Annotated in this window: 24 protein-coding genes; 11 read left to right on the top strand and 13 right to left on the bottom strand. The window is 67.4% G+C overall.

The features are described 5' to 3' along the window. Positions 1 to 4: 4 nt before the first annotated feature. Positions 5 to 775, top strand: a complete 771-nt coding sequence (gene ubiG / locus J2X37_RS00740) for a bifunctional 2-polyprenyl-6-hydroxyphenol methylase/3-demethylubiquinol 3-O-methyltransferase UbiG (protein ID WP_310016677.1) — start codon at positions 5 to 7, stop codon at positions 773 to 775. A gap of 11 nt (positions 776 to 786) precedes the next feature. Here the strand turns inward: ubiG and J2X37_RS00735 are convergent, their stop codons facing one another. Beyond that, complete coding sequence (locus tag J2X37_RS00735) at positions 787 to 1,128, bottom strand: ArsC family reductase (RefSeq protein ID WP_310016675.1); 342 nt, start codon at positions 1,126 to 1,128, stop codon at positions 787 to 789. Between the two features lie 101 nt (positions 1,129 to 1,229). Between J2X37_RS00735 and aroC the strand changes: the two genes are divergently transcribed. The 4 genes from aroC (at position 1,230) to J2X37_RS00715 (ending at position 5,492) form a co-directional block, all read left to right on the top strand. Next, the gene (gene aroC / locus J2X37_RS00730) at positions 1,230 to 2,315 is read left to right on the top strand and encodes a chorismate synthase (RefSeq protein ID WP_310016673.1); all 1,086 of its coding nucleotides are present in this window, start codon (positions 1,230 to 1,232) and stop codon (positions 2,313 to 2,315) included. Positions 2,316 to 2,484: 169 nt separating this feature from the next. Continuing rightward, positions 2,485 to 3,051: an alkyl hydroperoxide reductase subunit C gene (gene ahpC, locus J2X37_RS00725; protein ID WP_310016671.1), complete on the top strand. Its 567-nt coding sequence runs from the start codon at positions 2,485 to 2,487 to the stop codon at positions 3,049 to 3,051. Positions 3,052 to 3,162: 111 nt separating this feature from the next. Then, a complete protein-coding gene (gene ahpF, locus J2X37_RS00720; RefSeq protein ID WP_310016669.1) occupies positions 3,163 to 4,776 on the top strand; it encodes an alkyl hydroperoxide reductase subunit F in 1,614 nt (537 codons plus the stop codon). Positions 4,777 to 4,874: 98 nt separating this feature from the next. Next, on the top strand, positions 4,875 to 5,492 hold the full coding sequence (locus J2X37_RS00715) for a Pr6Pr family membrane protein (RefSeq protein ID WP_310016667.1): 618 nt from the start codon (positions 4,875 to 4,877) through the stop codon (positions 5,490 to 5,492). On the opposite strand, the gene J2X37_RS00710 is transcribed toward J2X37_RS00715, so the two are convergent. Genes J2X37_RS00710 through J2X37_RS00700 form a run of 3 tightly spaced genes read right to left on the bottom strand, consistent with a single transcriptional unit; the run spans position 5,470 to position 7,885 of the window. Further along, complete coding sequence (locus tag J2X37_RS00710; protein ID WP_310016664.1) at positions 5,470 to 6,048, bottom strand: Smr/MutS family protein; 579 nt, start codon at positions 6,046 to 6,048, stop codon at positions 5,470 to 5,472. The two genes, J2X37_RS00715 and J2X37_RS00710, sit on opposite strands and share 23 nt — an antisense overlap. Further along, positions 6,045 to 7,199 (bottom strand): MltA domain-containing protein, encoded by a 1,155-nt coding sequence (locus J2X37_RS00705; protein WP_310016662.1) that lies wholly within the window; start codon positions 7,197 to 7,199, stop codon positions 6,045 to 6,047. The genes J2X37_RS00710 and J2X37_RS00705 overlap by 4 nt, the downstream gene beginning before the upstream one ends. A gap of 8 nt (positions 7,200 to 7,207) precedes the next feature. Then, complete coding sequence (locus J2X37_RS00700; protein WP_310016660.1) at positions 7,208 to 7,885, bottom strand: Tim44/TimA family putative adaptor protein; 678 nt, start codon at positions 7,883 to 7,885, stop codon at positions 7,208 to 7,210. A 301-nt stretch (positions 7,886 to 8,186) separates the two neighbouring features. Between J2X37_RS00700 and secB the strand changes: the two genes are divergently transcribed. The 4 genes from secB to J2X37_RS00680 all read left to right on the top strand — a co-directional run bounded on the left by secB (position 8,187) and on the right by J2X37_RS00680 (position 12,511). Next, on the top strand, positions 8,187 to 8,714 hold the full coding sequence (secB, locus tag J2X37_RS00695; protein WP_310016658.1) for a protein-export chaperone SecB: 528 nt from the start codon (positions 8,187 to 8,189) through the stop codon (positions 8,712 to 8,714). A gap of 30 nt (positions 8,715 to 8,744) precedes the next feature. Beyond that, on the top strand, positions 8,745 to 10,340 hold the full coding sequence (murJ, locus tag J2X37_RS00690) for a murein biosynthesis integral membrane protein MurJ (RefSeq protein ID WP_310016656.1): 1,596 nt from the start codon (positions 8,745 to 8,747) through the stop codon (positions 10,338 to 10,340). A 233-nt stretch (positions 10,341 to 10,573) separates the two neighbouring features. Continuing rightward, positions 10,574 to 11,605, top strand: coding sequence for a tryptophan--tRNA ligase (trpS, locus tag J2X37_RS00685; RefSeq protein WP_310016654.1), 1,032 nt, complete (start codon positions 10,574 to 10,576; stop codon positions 11,603 to 11,605). A 213-nt stretch (positions 11,606 to 11,818) separates the two neighbouring features. After that, on the top strand, positions 11,819 to 12,511 hold the full coding sequence (locus J2X37_RS00680) for a DUF4136 domain-containing protein (RefSeq protein ID WP_310016652.1): 693 nt from the start codon (positions 11,819 to 11,821) through the stop codon (positions 12,509 to 12,511). A gap of 161 nt (positions 12,512 to 12,672) precedes the next feature. Here the strand turns inward: J2X37_RS00680 and dut are convergent, their stop codons facing one another. The 9 genes from dut to rpsT form a co-directional block, all read right to left on the bottom strand. Next, positions 12,673 to 13,158 carry a dUTP diphosphatase gene (gene dut / locus J2X37_RS00675; protein WP_310016650.1) on the bottom strand — a complete coding sequence of 162 codons (486 nt, stop codon included), beginning with the start codon at positions 13,156 to 13,158 and terminating at the stop codon, positions 12,673 to 12,675. Then, the gene (gene coaBC, locus J2X37_RS00670; protein WP_310016648.1) at positions 13,155 to 14,390 is read right to left on the bottom strand and encodes a bifunctional phosphopantothenoylcysteine decarboxylase/phosphopantothenate--cysteine ligase CoaBC; all 1,236 of its coding nucleotides are present in this window, start codon (positions 14,388 to 14,390) and stop codon (positions 13,155 to 13,157) included. The genes dut and coaBC overlap by 4 nt, the downstream gene beginning before the upstream one ends. After that, entirely contained in the window at positions 14,383 to 15,489 is a 1,107-nt protein-coding gene (locus J2X37_RS00665; RefSeq protein ID WP_310016646.1) for a hypothetical protein, read from the bottom strand. The genes coaBC and J2X37_RS00665 overlap by 8 nt, the downstream gene beginning before the upstream one ends. A gap of 7 nt (positions 15,490 to 15,496) precedes the next feature. Further along, on the bottom strand, positions 15,497 to 17,053 hold the full coding sequence (gene ubiB / locus J2X37_RS00660) for a 2-polyprenylphenol 6-hydroxylase (protein ID WP_310016644.1): 1,557 nt from the start codon (positions 17,051 to 17,053) through the stop codon (positions 15,497 to 15,499). Between the two features lie 10 nt (positions 17,054 to 17,063). Continuing rightward, positions 17,064 to 17,825, bottom strand: a complete 762-nt coding sequence (locus J2X37_RS00655; RefSeq protein WP_310016642.1) for a class I SAM-dependent methyltransferase — start codon at positions 17,823 to 17,825, stop codon at positions 17,064 to 17,066. A 69-nt stretch (positions 17,826 to 17,894) separates the two neighbouring features. Next, positions 17,895 to 18,707 carry a bifunctional DNA-formamidopyrimidine glycosylase/DNA-(apurinic or apyrimidinic site) lyase gene (gene mutM / locus J2X37_RS00650; RefSeq protein WP_310016640.1) on the bottom strand — a complete coding sequence of 271 codons (813 nt, stop codon included), beginning with the start codon at positions 18,705 to 18,707 and terminating at the stop codon, positions 17,895 to 17,897. Between the two features lie 63 nt (positions 18,708 to 18,770). Beyond that, positions 18,771 to 20,156: a chromosomal replication initiator protein DnaA gene (dnaA, locus tag J2X37_RS00645; RefSeq protein ID WP_310018009.1), complete on the bottom strand. Its 1,386-nt coding sequence runs from the start codon at positions 20,154 to 20,156 to the stop codon at positions 18,771 to 18,773. An 89-nt stretch (positions 20,157 to 20,245) separates the two neighbouring features. Further along, positions 20,246 to 20,506, bottom strand: a complete 261-nt coding sequence (locus tag J2X37_RS00640) for a hypothetical protein (RefSeq protein ID WP_310016637.1) — start codon at positions 20,504 to 20,506, stop codon at positions 20,246 to 20,248. Positions 20,507 to 20,710: 204 nt separating this feature from the next. Further along, the gene (rpsT, locus tag J2X37_RS00635; RefSeq protein WP_310016635.1) at positions 20,711 to 20,971 is read right to left on the bottom strand and encodes a 30S ribosomal protein S20; all 261 of its coding nucleotides are present in this window, start codon (positions 20,969 to 20,971) and stop codon (positions 20,711 to 20,713) included. Between the two features lie 286 nt (positions 20,972 to 21,257). Here rpsT and J2X37_RS00630 point away from each other — a divergent pair, with 286 nt between their 5' ends. Both J2X37_RS00630 and J2X37_RS00625 read left to right on the top strand, forming a co-directional pair. Then, positions 21,258 to 22,040 carry a HesA/MoeB/ThiF family protein gene (locus tag J2X37_RS00630; RefSeq protein WP_310016633.1) on the top strand — a complete coding sequence of 261 codons (783 nt, stop codon included), beginning with the start codon at positions 21,258 to 21,260 and terminating at the stop codon, positions 22,038 to 22,040. Then, a complete protein-coding gene (locus tag J2X37_RS00625) occupies positions 22,037 to 22,897 on the top strand; it encodes an MBL fold metallo-hydrolase (protein ID WP_310016631.1) in 861 nt (286 codons plus the stop codon). Before J2X37_RS00630 ends, J2X37_RS00625 begins: the two co-directional genes overlap by 4 nt. Positions 22,898 to 22,968: the final 71 nt, after the last annotated feature.

The following is a 22,968-nucleotide window of genomic DNA, read 5'->3' as shown; positions in this document are numbered from 1 at the left end:
GAGCATGACAAGCGCAACTGTAACAGGCGAAACCGGTTCGGCGACCAGCATGCCGGGCCCCGCGACGATCCGTCCGGAAGAGGCCGTGCATTTCGGCAGGCTGGCGGCGGAATGGTGGGATCCGGCGGGATCCTCGGCGATGCTGCACCGGCTGAACCCGGTTCGCCTCGGCTTCATCCGCGACGCGATCGACTCGCACTGGCACGCCGACGTCAAGGGGCGGACGCCGCTGGCCGGCAAGCGCGCGCTCGACGTGGGGTGCGGCGCGGGCCTGCTGTGCGAGCCGCTGGCCCGGATGGGCGCGGCGGTGACCGGGGTCGACGCGGCGGCTCAGAACATCGCGGCGGCCAAAATCCATGCCGAGGGGATGGGGCTGGAAATCGCCTATCACGCGGGCGAACTGGCGAGCCTGCCGGCCGGGACCTTCGATCTCGTCACCGCGATGGAAGTGATCGAGCATGTCGCCGACAAGGCCGCCTTCGTGCGCGAACTGGCGGCAAGGCTTGCGCCGGGCGGGCTCATGGTGCTGTCGACCCCCAACCGCACCGCGGCGGCGCGGCTGCTGCTGGTGGAGGGCGCGGAGCTGATCGGGCAGGTGCCGCGCGGAACGCACCACTGGGGCGACTTCATCACGCCCGACGAACTGGACGAGCTGCTGGCCGAGGCGGGGCTTGTCATGGGCAGCCCGCGCGGCATCGGGTGGACGGCGATGAAGGGATTGCACCTGTCGGCGGATAAGAAGCTCAACTACATCGTCACGGCGACGCGCGGCTGAGACGGATCGGCTCAGGCCAGCACTGCGCGCCATTCGTCGGGGCTGAACCCGACGAGCAGCTTGTCCCCGCTTTCGACGACCGGACGTCTGATCGTCGCGTCATGGGCCAGCATGATGGCGATGGCCTTGTCGGCATCTATATCGGCGGTCTGGTCCGGATCGAGCTTGCGGAACGTGGTGCCGCGCCGGTTAAGCAAGGCGTCCCACCCCTTCGCGGCGACCCAGGCGCGCAGGCGATCCTCGGGCACGCCCTGCTTGCGGTAGTCGTGGAAGGTATGGGCCAGCCCCGCCTCCTCCAGCCAGCGGCGCGCCTTCTTCACCGTGTCGCAATTGGGAATGCCATACACGATCATCCGCGCTCTCCTCCTCTTGCCCCGTGCCAGCCGCGCCATAGCAACTGGACAAGCGCGCGCAATTGGGTGCAGGGGGCGGGCGACGAAGGGGCTTTGCCAAGATGAGCTACAACACGTTCGGCCGCGTGCTGCGTTTCACCACCTGGGGCGAAAGCCACGGCCCCGCGCTGGGCGCGGTGGTCGACGGGTGCCCGCCCGGAATCGCCCTGTCGGAAGCGGACATCCAGCCCTTCCTCGACGCGCGCAAGCCCGGCACCAGCCGCTTCACCACCCAGCGCCGCGAACCGGACGAAGTGCGCATCCTGTCGGGCGTGTTCGCCGGCAACGACGGCATCCAGCGCACCACCGGCACGCCGATCAGCCTGATGATCGAGAATACCGATCAGCGCTCGAAGGACTATGGCGACGTGGCCAAGGCCTATCGCCCCGGCCACGCCGACTATGCCTACGACGCGAAGTACGGCTTTCGCGACTATCGCGGCGGCGGGCGTTCCTCCGCACGTGAAACCGCGGCGCGCGTGGCGGCGGGCGCGGTGGCGCGGCTGATCGTGCCGGGCGTCACCATCCGCGGCTGGGTCAGCGCGATCGGCGGCGATGCCATCGACGAGGCGAACTTCGACGAAGCCGAAATCGGCAACAATCCCTTCTTCTGCCCCGATGCCGCGGCGGCGAAACGCTGGGAAGCGCTGGTCGACGGCGCGCGCAAGGATGGCTCGTCGCTCGGCGCGGTCGTGACCTGCGAGGCGAAGGGCGTGCCCGCCGGCTGGGGGGCGCCGCTCTATGCCAAGCTCGATGCCGATCTTGCCGCCGGGATGATGGGGATCAACGCGGTGAAGGGGGTGGAGATCGGCGACGGTTTTGCCGCCGCCGCGCTGCGCGGCGAGGAAAACGCCGATCCGATGCGCCCGGGTAACGGCGCGCCGGTGTTCGAGGCCAATCACGCCGGCGGCATCGCGGGCGGCATATCGACCGGCCAGCCGGTGCGGGTCCGCGTCGCGTTCAAGCCGACCAGTTCGATCATGATCCCCGTGCCCACCGTCACCCGCGACGGAGAGGCCGGCGAGATCATGACCAAGGGCCGCCACGACCCGTGCGTCGGCATCCGCGGCGTGCCGGTGGTCGAAGCGATGATGGCGCTGGTGCTCGCCGACCACTTCATGCTGCATCGCGCCCAGACCGGGCGTTGAAACAAGGGCCACGGGTGCGCGACAGCGCGTCACGTCGCGCCGATCGAACGGCCCGCCCTGATTGACGCAATCGATCAATCTGCGCGGGTTTTGTCGTTTTGCAATCGGCGCCGGCATCCCTATCTGGTCACCATCGAACGAATTCACATCCTTTGAGGAGCGAGACACAATGGGTATCATCGGCAGCAAGATCACGCCGTTCAAGGCCACCGCCTTCCAGACCGGCAAGGATTTCTTCGACGTCACCGACGCCGACATCGCCGGCAAGTGGGCCGTGTTCTTCTTCTATCCGGCGGACTTCACCTTCGTCTGCCCGACCGAGCTCGAGGACCTTGGCGAGCACTATGCCGCGCTTCAGCAGATGGGCGTCGAAGTGTTCGGCGTGTCGACCGACACCCACTTCAGCCACAAGGCCTGGCACGACACCTCGGAAAAGATCAACAAGATCAAGTACGCGTTCCTCGGCGATCAACTCCACACCCTGTCGAAGAACTTCGGCGTGCTGCGCGAGGATTCGGGCCTTGCCGATCGCGCGACCTTCGTGGTCGACCCCGACGGCGTAATCCAGATCATGGAAATCACCTGCGAGGGCGTGGGCCGCAACGCCAACGAACTCGTCCGCAAGATCAAGGCCGCGCAGTACGTGCGCGAGCATCCGGGCCAGGTCTGCCCGGCGAAGTGGGAGGAAGGTTCCGAAACCCTCGCCCCGTCGCTGGATCTCGTCGGCAAGATCTAAGTTCATTGCAGCGCCTGCCCGCCACGTGCGGGTCGGCACCGACATGATGCGGCCCGGGGTGCCATCCCGCGCCCCGGGCCGCTTTGTCTTTTTTGACCGGAGAATGTTCCGATGCTCGACGCCAATCTGAAACAGCAGCTGCAGCAGTATCTCGGCATGCTGCGCGAGCCGATCGAGCTCGTCGCCTCTCTGGGTGACGGGGCGAAGTCGGCCGAGACCCGCGATCTGCTCACCACTATCGCCGACCTGTCGGACAAGGTCACCGCACGCTTCGACGGCGACAATGCGAGGCGCCCCAGCTTCGTCATCCGCCGCGCCGCCGACCACGATGTCGCCGTGACTTTCGCGGGCGTGCCGCTGGGCCACGAATTCACCTCGCTCGTGCTCGCCCTGCTCTGGGCGGGCGGCCACCCGCCCAAGGTGGACGACAAGCTGGTGCAGCAGGTGCGCGATCTGTCGGGTCGTCACGATTTCGAGATGTACTTCTCGCTGTCGTGCCACAACTGCCCCGACGTGGTGCAGGCGCTCACGCTGATGAGCCTGTTCAACAAGGGCGTCACCGCGACCCTGATCGAAGGCGGCGCGTTTCAGGACGAGGTGGAAAGCCGCGGCGTGATGGCCGTGCCCGCCGTGTTCAAGGACGGCGCGATGTGGGCCAGCGGCCGGATGGGGCTGGAGGACATCCTTGCCAAGGTGGATACCGCCGCATCGGCCCGCCAGGCCGAGGAAATGGGCGCGATGGACCCGTTCGAGGCGCTGGTCGTCGGCGGCGGCCCGGCTGGTGCCGCGGCCTCCATCTACCTCGCGCGCAAGGGTTTCCGAACCGGCATCGCGGCTGACCGCATCGGCGGCCAGGTGCTCGACACCATGGGCATCGAGAACTTCATCGCCACGTCCTATACCGAAGGACCGAAGCTCTCCGCGCAGATCGAGGCGCATATCGGCGACTACGCGATCAACGTGCTGAAGCCGGTGCGCGCCGCGAAGCTGATCCCGGCAACGCAGCCCGGCGCCTATCACACGGTCGAGCTCGACAACGGCGCGAAGCTGAAGGCGCGCAGCCTGATCCTAGCCACCGGCGCGCGCTGGCGTTCGCTCGGCGTGCCCGGAGAGGCGGAGTACCAGACGAAGGGCGTGGCCTATTGCCCGCACTGCGACGGCCCGCTGTTCAAGGGCAAGCGCGTTGCGGTGATCGGCGGCGGAAATTCGGGCGTGGAGGCGGCGATCGACCTTGCCAACATCGTCGGCCATGTCACCCTGATCGAGTTCGACACCCAGCTTCGCGCCGACCAGGTGCTGCAGGACAAGCTGCGCTCGTTCGCCAACGTCAACATCCTCGTCAACGCGCAGACCACCGCGATCACCGGCGATGGCGAGAAGGTAAACGGCCTGACCTGGAAAGACCGGGCCAGCGGCGAGGAGCAGACCGTCGAGCTCGAAGGCGTCTTCGTCCAGATCGGCCTTGTCCCCAATACCGAGTGGCTGAAGGACACCGGGCTGGAACTGTCGAGGCATGGCGAGATCGTCATCGACGAGCGCGGCGGAACGAACCTGCCCGGCGTGTTCGCCGCCGGCGATGCGACAGTCGTGCCCTACAAGCAGATCGTCATCGCCATGGGCGAAGGATCCAAGGCCGCGCTCTCCGCTTTCGACTACCTGATTCGCAATGAGCCGATCGAGGAGATTTCCCAGGCCGCCGCGACTCACGAGGCGCAGGTCGCCTGAGGCGGCTGGTCGCAGCGCCAAAGGGAGCGGGCGGCACCGTCGATCGGCGCCGCCCGTTTCGCGTTGGTCGCCGCTGCCTGCTGCGCTAAGCCGAGGGCATGGACCGACCCTCACCTGCCAGCCGCATCCTCGCCGGCGCGATCGCGCTGCTCGGTGCGGCGAACTTCGCGTTGCAACTGGTGCTGAGCATCAACGAGACGGGCGGCCTGTGGTCCGCGCTGGTCGTGCTGACGCGGTTCTTCACCATCTTGACCAACGCAGCGGTCGTCGCCGCGATGCTGCGGATGGCGGCCGGACTCAGCATGGACCGGCGGGTGATGCTGGCCCTGACCACCGCGATCGCCATCGTCGCCTTGGTCTATCACACCGTGCTGGCGGGCCTGCAGACCTTTACCGGTCTCAACGCCGTGACCGATACCGGCTTCCACACCGTGATCCCGGCGCTTGCGGTCCTGTGGTGGCTGCTTTTCGCGGACAGGACGGTGCAGTGGCGCGATGCCGTGTGGGTCCTGCCCTTCCCCGTCATCTATTGCGCTTACGCGCTCGCGCGCGGCGCCGTGTCTGGTCTTTACCCCTATCCGTTTCTCGACCTGCCGAAGGTCGGCGGCCTCGTCCTCGTCGTCAACATCGCGAGCCTGACGCTTGCGTTCCTGCTCGTCGGGGCAATGTTCGCCGCGATCGCCCGGCGGCGTCCTATCCTTCGCGACCGCGCCTGAGCACGAGGTAGAGCGCACCGTCGCCGCCGTGCCGCCGCTGGGCATGGCGCACCGCCGCGATGTCCGCGCCGTGCGGCCCTGCGGCCAGCCAGTCGAGCACCTTCGCCCGGATCGCCCCGCGCCGCTCGCCCCTGTCCGCCGCCTCGACCGGACGAGGTCGCCCGGTGACGAGCAGCACGACCCGCGCGCCCAGCGCCTTGGCCTGCGCGAGGCCCATGTCGAGCCGGCGGTGCGCCTGGTCCAGCGTATGACCGTGCAGGTCGAGCGTGAAATCGGGCTGGAGCGCCCTCGCCCCCAGTCGTCGCTCCCAGTGCGAATCGAGGCCTGGCGGCGGCGGCGGCGCGGAGGGAGGAGGCGCAACGCACGGCGCGGGCACGCGGCCCCTGATCCTAGTCGGCGGCACAGCCAGGTCGGGGATCGCCACCGCCTTGCGCGGCATAGCGGCGGGCCGGGTCATGCGGTCCTTGAAGGGGGTAACGGTGCTGGCGACCTTCGCCCAGAGCGCCGCTTCCTCCTCGCTCAGCCCTTCCGGAACGGGGCGACGCGGCGGTTTCATGGCGCGCCGATGCGCGCCAGCGTTCCCTTGGGCAGGAGGACATAGGCGCGGGCGTCGCTGCTCATCCCGCCGGCGATCCGCGCGGCGTCCGGCCCCGCGCCCCAGAACGTGTCGAACCGGTTCGCACCCTTGATCGCGCCCCCGGTGTCCTGCGCGATCCACAGCCCGTCTGCCTCGTCATGCGCGGCATCGATCCACACTGGCGCGCCGAGCGGCACGAATCGCGGGTCTGCCGCGACGCTGGCATGGGGCCGGACCGGAACGCCGAGCGCGCCGACCGGCCCGTCACCGGTCAGTTCGCGGAAGAAGATCCACGACTTGTTCTGGTTCATCACCTCGTCGGCCTGCGCGGGATTGGCATGCAGCCAGTCGACGATCTTCTGCATCGTCGCCTCTCCGGGCTGGAAAACGCCGCGTTCGCGCAGGATCTTGCCGATCGCGACATATTCGCGCCCGTTCTGCCCGGCATAGCCGATGCGCACCACGTTGCCGTCGGGCGCGACAAGCTGCCCCGATCCCTGGATCTGCAGGAAGAAGAAATCGACCGGGTCCTTTGCCCAACCGATGATCGGCGCCTTGTTCCCGATCGCGCCCGCGACGATCTCCGCCCGCTCGTAATAGGGAACGAAGGTGCCTTCGGCGTCGATGCGGCCCGTCGGCGCCTTGCCGGTTCCCGTATAGGACGGGTCCGGCACGAAATCGGTCGGCATCGCATAGACGGGAACGTCGTAGCCCGGCTGCCGAACCCGGACCCCCGCGATCTGCGGCTCGTAATAGCCGGTAAGGAACGCTGAACCGGTGCCGACCCGTGCGGTTTCGAACCAGGCATCGAAGAACCCGGCCGGATCGGCGGCCCATTGCGACGCGGCCCGGCAAGCCCCGGTCCAGTCGGCAGCGATCCCGCTACCGTCGCTGCGCGCCAGAAGCTTCGGGCAGGATTCGATGAAGGATTGCCGCGCTGCCTCGGCATCCTCGCGGGACAAGCCGAGCGCAGAGACCGCAGGCCCCGGTGTCAGGCCTGCCTCGACCGCGTTGGCGGGCTCGGTTGGCGGGACCGGGGCGGGCGGGGCCTCGACCTGCGGAGCGGCGCAGGAGGCGAGCAGCAATGCGCCACCGGCGACCGCCAGACGGCGCAGGCCCCTTATCGGCATGGCGAAGATCAGCCTTCGTCGGTCTCGTCGAGCAGCCAGTCGGGACGCATGGCGGTGATCTTGCGGCTGAAGGTCCAGACATCGTGGCTTTCGATGGCATCGTCGAGCGAACCGGCGATCATGTTGCCTTCGCTGTCGCGGGTCAGCGCCGCGATGTCGGCGGCGAAGCGCACGGTGATGCGCGCCATCGGCGACGCGAAATCGGCCGAGACGATATCCGCCGCATTGATGCGGATGAGGCGGTTCTCCACCGTCTCGCCCGCCGCCTCGCGCGCGTCGATCGCCGCGACGAAGCTGGCATAGACGTCATCGTCGCAAAGCTGGTTCAGCGTCTCGCGATCGCCCTTCCAGAAAGCTTCGAGGATCATGCCGTATGCGGCCTTGGCACCCTCGACGAAGGCGACCGGCGTGAACCGGCGATCCGCCGCCGCGATCTCGCGCACCGCGCGCTGCGCCGCTGCCGGCACGCCGGCCAGCGCCCGGTCGAGCGCCGCGGCGCCATCGGCGGAACGTACCGGCGCACCGTCGCCCGGCTGGCCCGACGCGGGCTGGCGCGGTTCGGTGGCGCGCGGCAGGTGGCCCATCAGAGCCTCCTCGTCGTGTTCGGCCCGTCGTCCCAGCACCGAATAGAGGCGCAGGCCGAGGAAAGCGGCGATCATGGCGAGGATGACGATTTCAACTATCAAGGGACCTGTCCCGTTGCGAGCGTGTGACGCCAGTATGGCGAACAAATGTGAATGTGTCCCAAATAGGAAGGAAACACAATTCGACAACCATCATGAGCGCACCTGTATCCCGCATCGGACGAACAGGGCGCGGCCTCGGCGCAACACCTGGCGCGCTGGCACGCCACCAGCCTTCGCGGAGTCCGGTTGCCGCTGCCGCGAGGCGGTGCTAGGCGCGCTGTTCACCGTCGCACCTGCCGGCCCATCCGACCGGGCAAGTCTACGGACCGCATCAACGACACTCACTGGGCGAAAGACTGACATGGCCGACGAAGGCAACATCATCACCGATCTGGGCAACGACGACACCGTGCGGCCGAACGGCGCCGACAACCAGCCCGCGATCGGCCTGATCTCGCAGTACATCAAGGACCTGTCGGTCGAGAACCCGAACGCTCCGCGCAGCTACCAGGCCGGCGCGCAGCCCGACGTCGACGTGCAGTTCAACATCAACGCCGGCCAGATCGACGGCGAAGTGCACGAAGTCGGCCTGAAGATCACCGTGACCTGCAAGGTCGAGAGCCTGACGAGCTATATCGTCGACCTCACCTATTGCGGCCTCATCGGCATGCGCAACGTGCCCGAGGACCAGGCCCACATGTTCCTCTATGCCGAAGCGCCGCGCATCCTCTTCCCCTTCGCCCGCCGCATCATCGCCGACGCGGTGCGCGACGCCGGCTTCCCGCCGCTGCTGCTCGATCCCATCGATTTTCAGGGGATCTACTTCCAGCAGCTGCAGCAGCGCCAGGCCGAAGGCGAATCGCCCTTCGCTTCGGAAGGCAACGCCTGACCCTCCTGCCGAGAGCCGGTCGCTGAAGCGATGAGCCTCGTCCGCAACGTCGGCACGATCGGCGGGCTGACCGCGCTGAGCCGGGTGTTCGGCTTCGCCCGCGACATGATGCTGGCCCGCGTCCTTGGCGCGGGGCTGGCGGCCGACGCGTTCCAGCTCGCCTTCATCCTGCCCAACACGTTTCGGCGGCTTTTCGCCGAAGGGGCGTTTTCGGTCGCCTTTGTGCCGATGTATTCACGCCGCCTGCACGACGGCGTGGAAGGCGAAGCGGGGGCCAACCATTTCGCGCAGGACGTGCTGTCGATCTTCGTCTGGGTCCTGCTCGGCTTTTCGGCGCTGGCGATGCTGGTCATGCCCGGCATCGTCTGGCTGCTAGCGCGCGAATATCAGACGGTGCCCGGCAAGTTCGAACTGTCGGTCATGCTCAGCCGCGTGACATTTCCCTATCTCGGCCTCGTCAGCCTCGTGGCGATGCTGTCGGGCTTGCTCAATGCCCGGTCGAAATTCGCGCCGGGCGCCTTCGTCCCGGTGCTGCTCAACCTCGTCCTCATCGGCGGGCTCGGCGCTGGCTTCTGGATCGGGCACCACGGCGGCAGCGAGGCGGACATCGCCACGGCCCTCGCCATTTCGGTGCCTATCGCCGGCGTCGTGCAGCTTGCCTACATGGCGTGGGCGACACGCCGCGCTGGGGTGCGCCTGCGCATCACGACGCCGCGGGTCACGCCGGAAATCAGGCGGCTGGGCATGCTCATCCTGCCCGCCACGTTCGGTGCGGGCGTCTACCAGATCAGCCAGTTCGTCGACACGTTCTTCGCCACATCCCTGCCGCAGGGTTCGCTGACCCTGCTGAAGCTGGCCGACAGGCTGAACCAGATGCCGCTGGGCATCGTCGGCATCGCGCTGGGCACCGCGATCCTGCCGATGCTCGCCCGCCATATCCAGACCGGCGACACGAAAGAGGCGCAGCGGCTGCAATCGAACGCGGTGGAAATGGGCACCCTGCTGACCCTGCCTGCCGCTGTCGCGCTGGCGATCTGCGCCCCGGCCTTCACCACCGCCTTCTTCGTCGGCGGCAAGATGACGCCGGCCGACGGGCTGCTGATGGGTGAGATCGTCGTCGCGCTCGTCGCGGGATTGCCGTCGTACGTGCTGGTGAAAGTGTTCCAGCCCGCCTTCTTCAGCCGCGAGGATACGCGCACCCCGGTCTGGGTCGCGGCCGGCGTTCTGCTGATCAACATCGCGATCAACTTCTATGTCGTCCCGCGCTACGGCATCGTCGGGCTGGCCGCGGCGACGGCATTCACTGCGACGCTCAACGTGCTCACGCTCTATGTCATCCTGCAGATGCGAGGCTGGTTCCACTTCACCGCGAAGCTGGGCGGACGGATCGTGCGGCAGGTGCTGGCCACCGCCGCGATGGGCGCGGTGCTGTGGCTGGTCATGCCTCTGATGACGGATCGCTATGGCGGCAACGTGATCGAGCGGATCTGGTCGCTATCCGCGCTCGTGCTAGCCGGGATGGTCATTTTCTTTTCCTCCGCCTGGTTGCTGGGCGCGATCAACCGTGACCTGGTCGCACAACTGCGGCGCAAGCGCCCGGCCCAGCCGGTGAACCTTTCCGAATAAGGCCTGACAGGCCGCGGGATTGTGGGCCGCAAAGATTGTGGCTATGCGAACGCGCGTGAACCGCGTCCCTTCCATTTCGCCCGACGCCAGCGCTGCGCCGCGCCGCTTTGCGGTGCGCGGCCGGGCGGCCTGGCGATGGCCGGCCTGACCTGAACCCGGACCAGACCGTTCGGCCGCCGGCACAGCCCGCGGCCATTGCCATCGTTCACCGTTCCTTGCGAAAGCCCCAATCCATGCGCATCGTTTCGGGCATCCAGCCCACCGGCAACCTTCACCTCGGCAACTATCTCGGCGCCATCCGCAACTGGGTGCGTATGCAGGACGAAGTGGCCGAAAGCGGCGGAGAATGCTTCTTCTTCCTCGCCGACCTGCACGCCATTTCCATGCCGCACGACCCGGCGGAACTGACCGCCAACACCCGCGAGATGGCTGCCGCCCTGCTCGCCTGCGGCGTCGATCCGGCGCGCTCTGTGCTGTTCAACCAGGCCCAGGTTCCCGCTCACGCCGAACTGCAATGGCTGCTCAACGGCACGGCGCGGATGGGCTGGTTGAACCGGATGACCCAGTTCAAGGACAAGTCGGGCAAGAACCGCGAAGGCGCGAGCGTCGCGCTCTTTACCTATCCGGTGCTGCAGGCGGCGGACGTCCTGCTCTACCAGGCAACCCATGTACCAGTGGGCGACGACCAGAAGCAGCACCTCGAACTCGCCCGTGACATCGCGCAGAAGTTCAACAACGACTTCTGCCCGCCGAATGGCGACGGGACCGAAAAGCTCGTCTTCACCTTGCCCGAACCGTTCATTCCGCCCGAAGCGGCCCGAATCATGAGCCTGCGCGACGGCACCGCCAAGATGAGCAAGTCCGATCCTTCGGACATGAGCCGCATCAACCTCGCCGACAGCGCGGACGAGGTGATGAAGAAGGTCAAGAAAGCCAAGACCGATCCCGAACCGCTGCCCTCGGACGCGGCGGGTCTCGAATCGAGGCCGGAGGCGAAGAACCTCGTCGCGATCTATGGCGCGCTCACCGGCCAGTCGGTCGCCGACGTGCTGACGCGGTACGGTGGCCAGGGGTTCGGCACGTTCAAGCCCGCGCTGGGCGAAGTCCTGGTCGAAACGCTCCGCCCGATCAGCGAGCGTTTCGTCGAACTGCGCAAGGACGTGTGCGAGATCGACCGCATCCTCGCGACGGGCGCTTCCAAGGCGCGCGACGCTGCGGCCGAGACGCTGGCCGCCACCTATCGCGCGCTCGGGCTGCTTCGCTGATCCCGCCTGGCCGCACCTGTCCTGAACCGGGGCGGGTGCGGCAAGCCATTCAAAGATCGTGCCATTTGCACAATTGTTAATCGCGACATTCAAATCCGGTTCATGGCGCAAAGTCCATAAAGCGTGCATTATTCGCGTTGCCCCGTACGACTCGCGTACATCAAAGGGGAAGTTTGGTTCACGCTCGGGCGACGATGTTTTGGAGGGTTTGAAATGAAGTTCAACGCCATGCGCGCGCTGAAACTGGGTGCCGCCCCGCTGCTTATGGCCGGTCTTGCCGCGTGTGCCACGCCGTTCAACGCGGACGTGTCGCGCTTCCAGACACAGCTCCCGGCCCCCGCGGGCCAGACCTTCGCGGTTGTGGCCGACGATCCGGCGATGGCCGGCGGGCTCGAGTTTTCGCAGTACGCCAGCTACGTCGGGGCGGAGATGGCCAAGCTCGGCTACACCCAGGCCGCCTCGCCCGAGAATGCCGACCTGCTGGTCCGCTTTGACTACGGCGTCGATGCCGGGCGCGAAAAGGTGGTGACGACCGGCTTCGCGCGCGATCCGTTCTATTCGCCGTGGTACGGTTTCGGGCCCTACGGCTACTACCGTCCCTACTATCGCCACTCGGCATGGGGCTATGGCTGGTACGATCCGTTCTTCGACAACGGTCCGGACGTGCGCAGCTACACGGTCTACACCAGCGGCATCGACATGAAGATCGACCGCCGCGCCGACGGCGCCCGCCTGTTCGAAGGCAAGGCCGAGGCGGTGTCGCGCTCGAATCGGCTGCAGTACCTGGTGCCGAACCTGGTCGACGCGATGTTCACCGATTTCCCCGGTCACTCGGGCGAAACGGTCCGCATCTCGATCGCACCCGAAGAGAACGGAAGCAAGAAGTCGGTCAAGCGGATCGACTGAGCGAATACGGGCCGGGCGGCCCAAGGCAGGCCCGGCCCCATCGATTTACAGTTCCCCCGGGACAGGCGCATAATTTCGCCTGTCTCACACTGTCCGGTCGCGTGAACTCCTCCACCAGAGAGGCCGCGACAAGAATTCCTGAGGGGCGACCGGGCCTTTTTTCAAGCCTTCCTGATCGGTTCGACTTCGGCGGCGCCGAAACCTGTCGATCCGAATCCGCCTTCGCCGCGCTGGGTCGCGTCGAGTTCGTGGACCTCGAGCCAGCTGGCGCGGACCACCGGGCTCAGCACCGCCTGCGCGATGCGGTCGCCGCGACGCAGCTTGTAGGGCTCGGTCCCGTGGTTGATCAGGATCACCTTCAATTCGCCGCGGTAATCCGAATCGATCGTGCCGGGAGTGTTGGGCACGGTGATCCCGTGCTTCAGAGCCAGGCCAGAGCGGGGGCGGATCTGCAGTTCGTAGCCGTCGGGAACGGCCATCGCGATCCCCGTGGACACCGCGGCGCGTTCGCCCGGAACCAGCACGCGTTCCTCCGCCGAGACCACGTCCATCCCGGCCGCACCGTCGGTCGCATAGGCCGGTAGCGGCAGGTCGTCGTTGCCCTCGAGCCGCTTGACCGGAACGGGCACGGTTTCGTGCGATCTCATTTCGCGATGTCCTTCGCAATCCGGTCGACCAGCGCGCGGGCGACCTTGTGCTTCGCCATGGCAGGCCACGATTCGCTGCCGCTCGCCGTCACGATGTGCACCGAATTGGCATCGCCGCCCATCACGTCGCCGGACACGTCGTTGGCGACGATCCAGTCCGCTCCCTTGCGGGCGCGCTTTGCGGTCGCGTGGTCGATGACGTTCTCGGTCTCCGCGGCAAAGCCGACCAGAAGCGCGGGCCGCTGCTTCGAGCGGGCCAGCGTGGCGAGGATGTCGGGATTTTCCGCCAGCGCCAGCGGCGGCACCGTGCCGGACCCGTCCTTCTTGATCTTCTGGCCGGCGGCATCGGCGGCGCGCCAGTCGGCGACGGCGGCCACCATGATGGCAACGTCGGCGGGCAGCGCGGCCTCGACCGCGGCAAGCATTTCGCGCGCCGATTCGACATCGACCCGGTCGACGCCCGGCGGCGTGTCCAGATGCACCGGCCCGGCGACCAGCGTGACCCGCGCACCCGCTTCGGCAGCAGCGGCGGCGATGGCGAAGCCCTGCTTTCCGCTCGACCGGTTGGCGATGTAGCGGACCGGATCGATCGGTTCGTGCGTCGGCCCCGCGGTGACCAGCACGTGCCGTCCGTGGAGCCCGCGGTGGCGGTCGTCGGCGAAGTCGGGCTGGCCCTCGAGCGGGTCCGCGCTGACGAAGCGCATGATGGCGGCGTGCACCACTTCGGGCTCCGGCAGGCGACCTGGACCGAATTCGCCGCAGGCCATCGGCCCTTCGTCGGGCTCCATAACCGTCACCCCGTCCCCGCGCAGCCGCGCGACATTGCGGCGGGTGGCGGCGTGCTGCCACATCCGCACGTTCATCGCGGGCACCGCCAGAACCGGCTTGTCGGTGGCAAGCAGCAGCGTCGTCGCCAGATCGTCGGCCACGCCCGCGGCCATCTTCGCCAGGAGGTCCGCCGTCGCCGGGCAGACGACGACCAGGTCGGCTTCGCGGCTGAGCTGGATGTGGCCCATCTCGGCCTCGTTCTTCAGGTCCCAGAGCGTGGTGTGGACCGGCTTTTCGCTCAGCGCGGCGAGCGTCATCGGCGTCACGAACTTCGCACCACCCTCGGTCAGCACGCAGGTCACCTCGCCGCCGCCCTTGCGGATCAGCCGCACCAGTTCGCACGACTTGTAGGCCGCGATACCGCCGCCAACGATCAGGAGAATGCGCTTGGGTCGATCAGCCATGGTGGCCGTTCCTGCCCGCAAGCCGCCGGACCCGCAAGCCCGCGATGAGTTCGGCCAGCCCCGCCGGGGCCAATGCCAGCCCGGCGAACAGCAGCGGCAGGGTCAATGCCGCCCAGTACCAGTTCTCCAGCCGGGCAAAGATCGACACCATGGCGATGATGCCGAGGCAGTAAAGAAAGGCGAAGGCGCCCTGCCGACCGCCGAGGACGGCAAGGCCGAACAGCGCCAGCACGACGACCGGCCCGGCGATCCATTCGGGCAGGACGACGAGCAGCGTCAGCATCTGCACGCCTTGCAGGAAGGTTGCGGGGCCCAGCAGTCCCCGCCAACCCTGGCTTGCCGCATCGTCGGGCCGGACCACATCGGCCACCGCCGTTGCGTGCAAGGCCAGTCCGCCCGCGAAAAGCGCAACGAGGGCCACAAGCGCCGCCAATTCGGACCAGCGGCGCGACACCGCCGCGAAAGCAGCCCAGAGCAAGACGAAAGGCAGCGCCGTTTCCCGCAGCGCCAGGGACAGCGCCGCCGGGACCAGCGCCGGCCACCACCGATCCCGACGCCAGAGCGCGAACGACAGCGTGAGCAGGAGCCCGGCCCAGATCTCGTGCATGTACTTCGCATCGGTGACCATCACCGACAGCCCACCGGCCAGCGTCGCCGCTGCCACGCCGATCGCGGTCTTGCCCTGCGCCAGTGCGCGGGGCACGGCGAAGGCATTGGCCGCGAGCAGGAGGACGAGCACTGCCTGCATACCCGCATCGCCCAGCCGCGCGGCGATCGAGGCGAGTGTAGGCAGGCGCACGGCAACGAACGGCTTTACCGGATAGTTGTGCGCGCGGTTCTCTTCGACGGCGGCGCGATAATAGGCGTCGCCCGCAGCCACCCTCGCCACGATCTTGCGATAGAGCGCGATGTCGCCGGCTTCGGCGGCGGGCAAGGCGCTTGCCTGGCGCAGTTCATCGGCCCGCTGCTGCGCGACCTGCTTGGACGGTACAGTCAATGCGGCGGCGATCGCCAACAGAACGAGAATCGTGAGGACCAGGCCCGAACCGGCGGGGGTAAGCCCGCGCAGCCATCCGCCCCGTGCCGTTCCCCCCGCCATCAAGAGGCTACCCCAGCCAGCCCAGCAGCAACGCGCCGTAGACCGCCCCAGCCCCGAGGAAGGCGGACAGGAGGTAGGGCAGGAATGGCTCGCCGGTTTTTTCGCGGCGTTCCCAGATCAGCTCGATGTCGGGAAGCGGCTGCGGCTCGGGCGCACCGCCGCGCGGCGGGTACCGTTCCTCGATCCGTCGGATGAGATCTGGGATGCGCAGCAGAGTCTCGGTATCGGTGCGGATCTTGTCGGCAATCGCCGCCTCCGGCCCCAGTTCGTCGCGGATCCATTCACGGACATAGGGTGCGGCGGTGTCCCACAGGTTGATCGAGGGATCGAGTTGCGTCGCGATGCCCTCCACCATCACCATCGTCTTCTGCAACAGCAGCAGGTGCGGCTGGGTCTGCATGTCGAAGTCGCGGGTAATCGCGAACAGCCCGTCGAGCATCTGGCCGACCGAAAGCTCGCTGACAGGCTTGCCCCGCATCGGTTCGCCCACGGCGCGCAGGGCCGTAGCGAATTCGTCGATGTTGTGGTGAGCGGGCACGTATTGCGCCTCGAAATGGATTTCCGCGACGCGGCGATAGTTGCCCGTCGTAAGGCCGTAGAGAATTTCCGCCAGCCACGCGCGGGCGCGCCTGTCGATGCGGCCCATGATGCCGAAGTCGATGGCGACGATATCGCCGTTGGCGCGCACGAAAAGGTTGCCCTGGTGCATGTCGGCGTGGAAGAAGCCCGCGCTGATCGCCTGGCGAAGGAAGGCCAGCACCAGCCGCTGCGCGATCGATCCGAGGTCATGCCCCGCCGCGACCAGCGCGGCGCGATCGGCGATCTTGATGCCGTCCACCCATTCGAGCGTCATCACCCGGCCATTGGTCCGGTCCCAGTCCACCGTGGGAATACAGTAACCGGGAACCGCGTGCATCGCCTCGGCCAGTTCGGAGGCGGAGGCCGCCTCGCGCCGCAGGTCAAGTTCGCGCAGGGTCCAGCGCTTGAAATTGGCGATGACCTGGCGCGGGCGCAGGCGCTTCGCCTCTCCGCCCAGGCCTTCGAGATGCGCCGCCGCCCATTCGTAGGTCTCGATGTCGCGGGCAAATTGCTCGCGGATGCCGGGGCGCAGCACCTTGACCGCGACCGTTCGCCCGTCGGTGGTGATAGCGCGGTGGACCTGCGCGATCGAGGCGGCGCCGACCGGCATCTCCTCGATACTCGCATAGAGATCGGACAAGGGACGCTCGAAGCTCGATTCGATGGCCTTGGCGATTTCCGCGAACGAAACCGGGGGCAGCGAATCCTGCAGGCTCAGCAGGTTGCGGGCGGCGTCCTCGCCGACGATGTCGGGGCGGGTGGCCAGCGTCTGCCCCAGCTTGATCGCGGCGGGGCCGATGGCCTGGAAGGCGCCGGCAAAATCCGGCTCGCGCGGCTGCACCGTGCCCAGTCGCGCCAGCCGGCAGAGGCGACGGACCTGATCGGGGGTTTCGGGATGCCGCTCGATCGGGCGCAGGGCGCCGTGGCGCGCGAGTATGCGGCCCCATTTGAGCAGGCGCAGGATATGCGTGGCGGGGCGGGTCATGGGAAGGGGTTCAGACCTTCCAGCCGGAATGAATCGCGACCAGCCCGCCCATGATCGGCTCCACCTTGGTCTGGGTGAAGCCGGCGGCGCGGATCATCCGCTCGAACTCGGGCATGGTCGGGAAGCGGCGGATCGATTCGATCAGGTAGCGATAGGAATCGGCGTCGCCTGCGATCGCCTGGCCGATCCTGGGCACCAGCTTGTGCGAATAGGTGTCGTAGACTTCCTTGAAGCCCGGCCATTCCGTCGTCGAGAATTCGAGGCAGAAGAATCGCCCGCCCCGCCGCAGCACGCGGTAGGCTTCGGCCAGGGCGCGGTCGATGTGGGTGACGTTCCGGATTCCGAAGGCGATGGTGTAGGCATCGAAGCTATTGTCGGGAAAGCTCAGCTCTTCCGCGTTCTGGCGCGACCAGACCAGCGTGTCGATGCCGCGTTTGACCGCCCGGTCCAGCCCGACGTCGAGCATGTCCTGGTTGATGTCCGACACGGTGACGCTCGCCCCACGCGCTTCCATGCGGAACGCGATGTCGCCGGTGCCGCCCGCCATATCGAGGATGCGCTCTCCGGCACGCGGCTTCACCCGGCGCACGAAGCGGTCCTTCCACAACCGGTGCATGCCACCCGACATCGCGTCGTTCATCACGTCGTACTTGCGCGCGACGGACGAGAAGACGTCGCCCACGCGGCGCGTCTTTTCGGCGGCATCGACCTCTTCGTAGCCGAAGGAGACGGTATCGCGGGCCGCTGCGGGCGGAGTGCCGGGTTCGCTCATGGATGAAGCCTCTAGGGCGGGATCGCCCTCAGGAAAAGCAACTTGTGTGCAAGGCGCGGGTTCCGTGACCTATCGCTGGCACTTGCGGCAGAAGAAGGTGCTGCGTCCGCCCTGCACCATTCGCTCCACCGTGCCGCCGCAATGGCATGGCTCGCCTTCGCGCCCGTAGACCTGCCACCGGGTCGCGAAATAGCCCAGTTCTCCATCGGGCTTCGCATAGTCCCGCATCGAGGATCCCCCCGCGGCGATGGATTCGAGCAGGACCTCGCGGATCGCGGGGACCAGCCGTTTCAGCTTGGCCATGCTGACCTTGCCCGCCGGCTTGTCGGGCCTGATCCGCGCGCGGTGGAGCGCCTCGCAGACGTAGATGTTGCCCAGCCCGGCGACGATCCGCTGGTCGAGCAGCAGGACCTTGATCGGCGAAATGCGGCCCGCGAAGGCATCGGCGAGATGCCTCGCCGTAAGGTCCGCCCCAAGCGGTTCGGGACCCATTCCGGCGAACGGCGGGTAATGGTCAAGATCGTCCTCGGGCCAGAGCTCGACGAAGCCGAAGCGGCGGGCATCGTTCAGCGCCAGCACGTGGCCCGCCCCCGTTTCCATGACCAGATGGTCGTGCTTGCCGATTTCCTCGGGATCGATGCGCCAGCGCCCGCTCATGCCGAGATGGAAGATCAGCGTCTGCCCGCGATCGAGATCGATGAGGCCGTACTTGGCCCGCCGCCACAACCGCACCACCCGCGCGCCGGTGACGACCTGCACCAGATCGGCCGGAAAGGGCCGGCGCAAGTCGGGGCGGTGAACGGAGACGCGCGCGATCCGCTCGCCCTCGAGAAAGCGGGCAAGGCCGCGAACGGTCGTCTCGACCTCTGGCAGCTCAGGCATGGGTGCAACGCTCAGGCATCGCGCCGCGATATGGTATCGGGCGCGACGCGCTGAAAGGGTCGCTCAGGATTCGAGCTGGCGAAGGAGCGAGCGGACGTCGCCGTCCATGTCCGCGTCGCGGGCCCGCAGATCCTCGATGAGACGGACGGCGTGGATGACCGTCGAGTGGTCGCGGCCGCCGAACTTGCGGCCGATTTCCGGATACGAGCGCGGCGTCAGCACCTTGGCAAGGTACATTGCGACCTGGCGCGGGCGCACCACGGCACGGGCGCGCCGCTTGCTGGCCATCTCGCTGCGGTCGAGCCGGTAGAACTGGCAGACCGTGCGCTGGATCTCGTCGATCGTGATGCGGCGGCGGTTGGCCGACAGGATGTCGGTCAGCTGCTCCTCGGCCAGCTGCAGCGAGACCGGCTGGCCGGTGAGCTGGGCATAGGCGATGAGCTTGTTGAGGCCGCCGACCAGTTCGCGCACGTTGCGGCTGATGGTGCGGGCCAGGAACTCGATCACGTCGTCGGGCACGTCGCTGCTGGTGAAGCGGGTCAGGCGATGCTCGAGGATCTTGCGGCGCAGGTCGATGTCGGCAGGCTGGATATCGGCGACGAGGCCCATCGACAGGCGCGACAGCAGGCGCGGTTCGACCCCGTCGAGGGCCTGCGGCGCACGGTCGGCGGCAAAGGCCAGGCGCTTGCCCTCGGCCAGCAGGGCATCGATCGTGTAGAGCAGTTCCTCCTGCGCCGAAGCCTTGCCGATGATGAACTGGATGTCGTCCACCAGCAGCATGTCGAAGCCGCGCAGCCGCGCCTTGAACTCGATCATCTGGTTCTGGCGCAGGGCCTGCACGAATTCGACCATGAAGCGTTCGGCTGAGCAGTAGAAGATCCGCGCGCCCTGCTTCACCGCGGCGAACTGGTGACCGATGGCGTGGAGCAGGTGCGTCTTGCCCTGCCCGGTGGCGGCCTTGAGGTAGAGGGGCGAGAACTGCGGCTGTTCGGTCGCGGCCATGCGCTGCGCGGCGTTGTAGGCCAGCACGTTGCCTTCGCCGGTGACGAAGCTGGCGAAAGTCAGCATCGGGTCGAGGCCGGCCGAGCCCAGCTCGGTGATCGCCTCGACCGGGTTCTGCGGCGGCACATGGTCGTTGGCGGCAGCGGGGCCGACCCGCAGTTCGGGCAGCTTGCGGCGCCCCGGATGGACCGAGACGCGGACATTGCGCACTTCGGACCGGGCGATCTTCCACGCCAGCGAAAGGCGATCGACGAAACGGTCGTTGACCCAGTTGGCGGAGAACTCGGTGGGCAGGAACAGATCGAGCGTTCCGGTTTCCTTGCAGAAGTTGCCGACCTCGATCGGACGGATCCATTGCGAGAAGACCTGGTGGCCCAGATCCTTCTTCAGCCCCATGCAGATGTCGGACCAGTCGGCCGACAGCGCCTCGCGTTCATCCTCCAGCATGTCACTCGCCTTATCGTTCTCGGGCGTGCGCCCTGCCAGCGAGCCGAAACCCCCCGTACGTGTCATCCGTCCTTGCCTCCGCTCCGCCATCACAAATCAACCCCCTGACGCAAGACAATATTCGAGCGTCGTCCGCCGACCCCCATCGGCAGGATGCTATCGTCGCGATGTAAAAAAGTACCGGTTACGATCCCGAACCGGCGACTCGATTTGTAGGGTTGTGGATGGCTTGGCGGCAAGGCTTGAGCTGCAAAAAAACTGAAATAATGGCGCTTGACTCGCCCAAGCCCGCAGAAACGCTTTCTTCGCAGGTCAAGTTCCTGAATTATAGCGTTTTTCTTGGTCATCATCGCCCGAATCGCCGGAATCTCTACGGTTTACCGTGTCGGCGTCAGGACAGGGCCGTCATGTTGCGCTGCAACAAAAAAGGACCGCCCCAACGGGACGGTCCCTTTGTACCCTATTTGATCCGGCGACGCACCCCGCCGGTGCGGCGAGCCGAATCGATTCGGCGGTGAATGGAATCCCCCCGGCCGAATCCGGCCAAGGGTGGATCAGAGCGCGGCGACGCGCTTGGTCAGGCGCGACAGCTTACGCGACGCGGTGTTCTTGTGCATCACGCCGCGAGCGACGCCGCGGGCCAGTTCCGGCTGCGCTTCGCTCAGCGCCGACTTCGCCGCGTCCTTGTCGCCGTTCTCGATCGCGCTCTCCACCTTCTTCACGAAAGTGCGGATGCGGCTCATGCGGTTCCCGTTGACTTCGGCCCGACGCTCGTTGCGACGGATGCGCTTGCGCGCTTGCGGCGTATTGGCCATGCTCGATCCTTATGCTGCCGCGCTGCCGGGCGGCGAATGTCTAATCCAATGTGCGGTCTGCATCCCGGCCGGACCGGCGCCTGAAAGATCAGTGCGAAGACCGGTTCGGGTGCGGAAAACCCCAAGCGGGCGCATGGACACCGGGGCCGGTGTCGGCACACCCCCGCAAGAAAGCGCGGCGCATAGCGGCCGACAGGCGAATCGTCAAGCGGTGCGCGGCACCGTCTTGCCCAGGCTGTCCGCTGCCCACTTGCCCCGCAGCGCTTTGGCGGGCAAGGCTGGCCGCATGCTGACCCCCGACAGGCTGGACCGCTTCGCACGCCACATCGTTCTGCCCGAAATCGGCGGCGCGGGACAGGCGCGCCTGGCCTCCGCCTCGGTCCTGCTGATCGGCGCGGGCGGGGTGGGCAGCCCGGCGCTGCAATACCTCGCCGCTGCCGGGGTGGGCCGGATCGCGGTGGTCGATTGCGACAGCGTCGATGCCAGCAACCTGCAGCGGCAGACGATCTTCTCCACCGCCGATATCGGCGCGGCCAAGGCCGAGCGCGCGGCGATCTGGGTCCGGGCCTTCGACCCCGCCATCGCCGTCACCGCGCATGATTTGCGCATCGATGCGGACAATGCCTCCAGGCTGGTCGCCGGTCACGACCTCGTGCTCGACGGCAGCGACAACTTCGCGACGCGCCTCGCGGTATCGGACGCCTGCGTCGCGGCCGGCGTGCCGCTTACCAGCGTGGCGGTCGGGCGTTTCCAGGGGCAGGTCGCCAATTTCGCCGGTCACCTGCCAGGGCAGCCCTGCTATCGCTGCTGGGTCGGCGACGCCTTCGACGCGGACGACTGCGACACTTGCGCCGAACAGGGCGTGCTGGGCGCCTTCGTAGGCATGGCCGCCTCGCTGGGGGTGATGCAGGCGATGCGGGTGCTGCTGGCCGGCGTTTCCGACCTTGGCGATCCCCAGTGGGGCAGCCTGGTCCTGATCGACGGGCTGAAGCCTGCCATGCGCACGATCAAGGTGGCCAGGGACCACGCCTGCCGCGCCTGCGGCCGCGGCGAAGGAGCGACAGCATGACCCCGCCCGACCGGCCCGCCGAACGCTGCGAACGGCTGGAGCCGATGGTCCGCCGCGTGCTGGCCGGCAATCCCTCGCCCTTCACTTATACCGGGACGCAGACCTACCTTGTCGGCGATGCCGAAGTGGCGGTGATCGATCCGGGACCGGACGATGCCGAGCATATCGCCGCGCTGGTCGCGCAGATCGGCGAAGCCCGCGTCGTCGCCATCGCCTGCACCCACACCCACCGCGACCATTCGCCCGCCGCCGCGCCGCTGGCCGAGATTACCGGCGCGCCGATCATCGGCTGTGCGCCGCTGGTGATCGACAGCGACATGCCGCGGGCCGACGCGCCGTTCGACCAGACTTACGCGCCCGACCGGGTCCTCGCCGATGGCGAGGTGCTGAGCGGCGCGGGCTGGACCCTGCGCGCGGTGGCGACGCCGGGGCACACCTCGAACCACTTGTGCTATGCGCTGGAAGAGACCGGCGCGCTGTTCACCGGCGATCACGTCATGGGCTGGTCGACCACCGTCGTCGCCCCGCCGGACGGGCACATGGCCAGCTACATGGCCTCGATGGAAAAGCTCTACGCGCGCGAGGATCGCATCTACTACCCGGCGCACGGGCCGGCGGTGGAAAAGCCGAAACAACTGGTTCGGGGCATGATCGGTCACCGCCGCCAGCGCGAGCGCCAGATCCTGAACTGCATCGATGCGGGCATCCTCACGATCCCCGAGATGGTCAGCAGGATGTATTTCGGGCTCGACACGCGGCTGGTCGGCGCGGCGGGCCAGTCGGTGCTGGCCCATCTCCTCGATCTCGCGGAGCGCGGAACGGTCCGGCACGATGGCGAAGGCTGGCACCAGACCTGATCCGGCAACCATTGCTCCCCCTTGCGGACAGGCGTAAATAACGCGCCGGGTCTTGCATGCGGTTACACTGT

Origin of the sequence: Croceicoccus sp. BE223 (assembly GCF_031457155.1) — a bacterium.
GTDB lineage: Bacteria > Pseudomonadota > Alphaproteobacteria > Sphingomonadales > Sphingomonadaceae > Croceicoccus.
The sequence above is the reverse complement of the archived record's forward strand: the minus strand, read 5'-3'. Positions and strand labels throughout refer to the sequence as shown.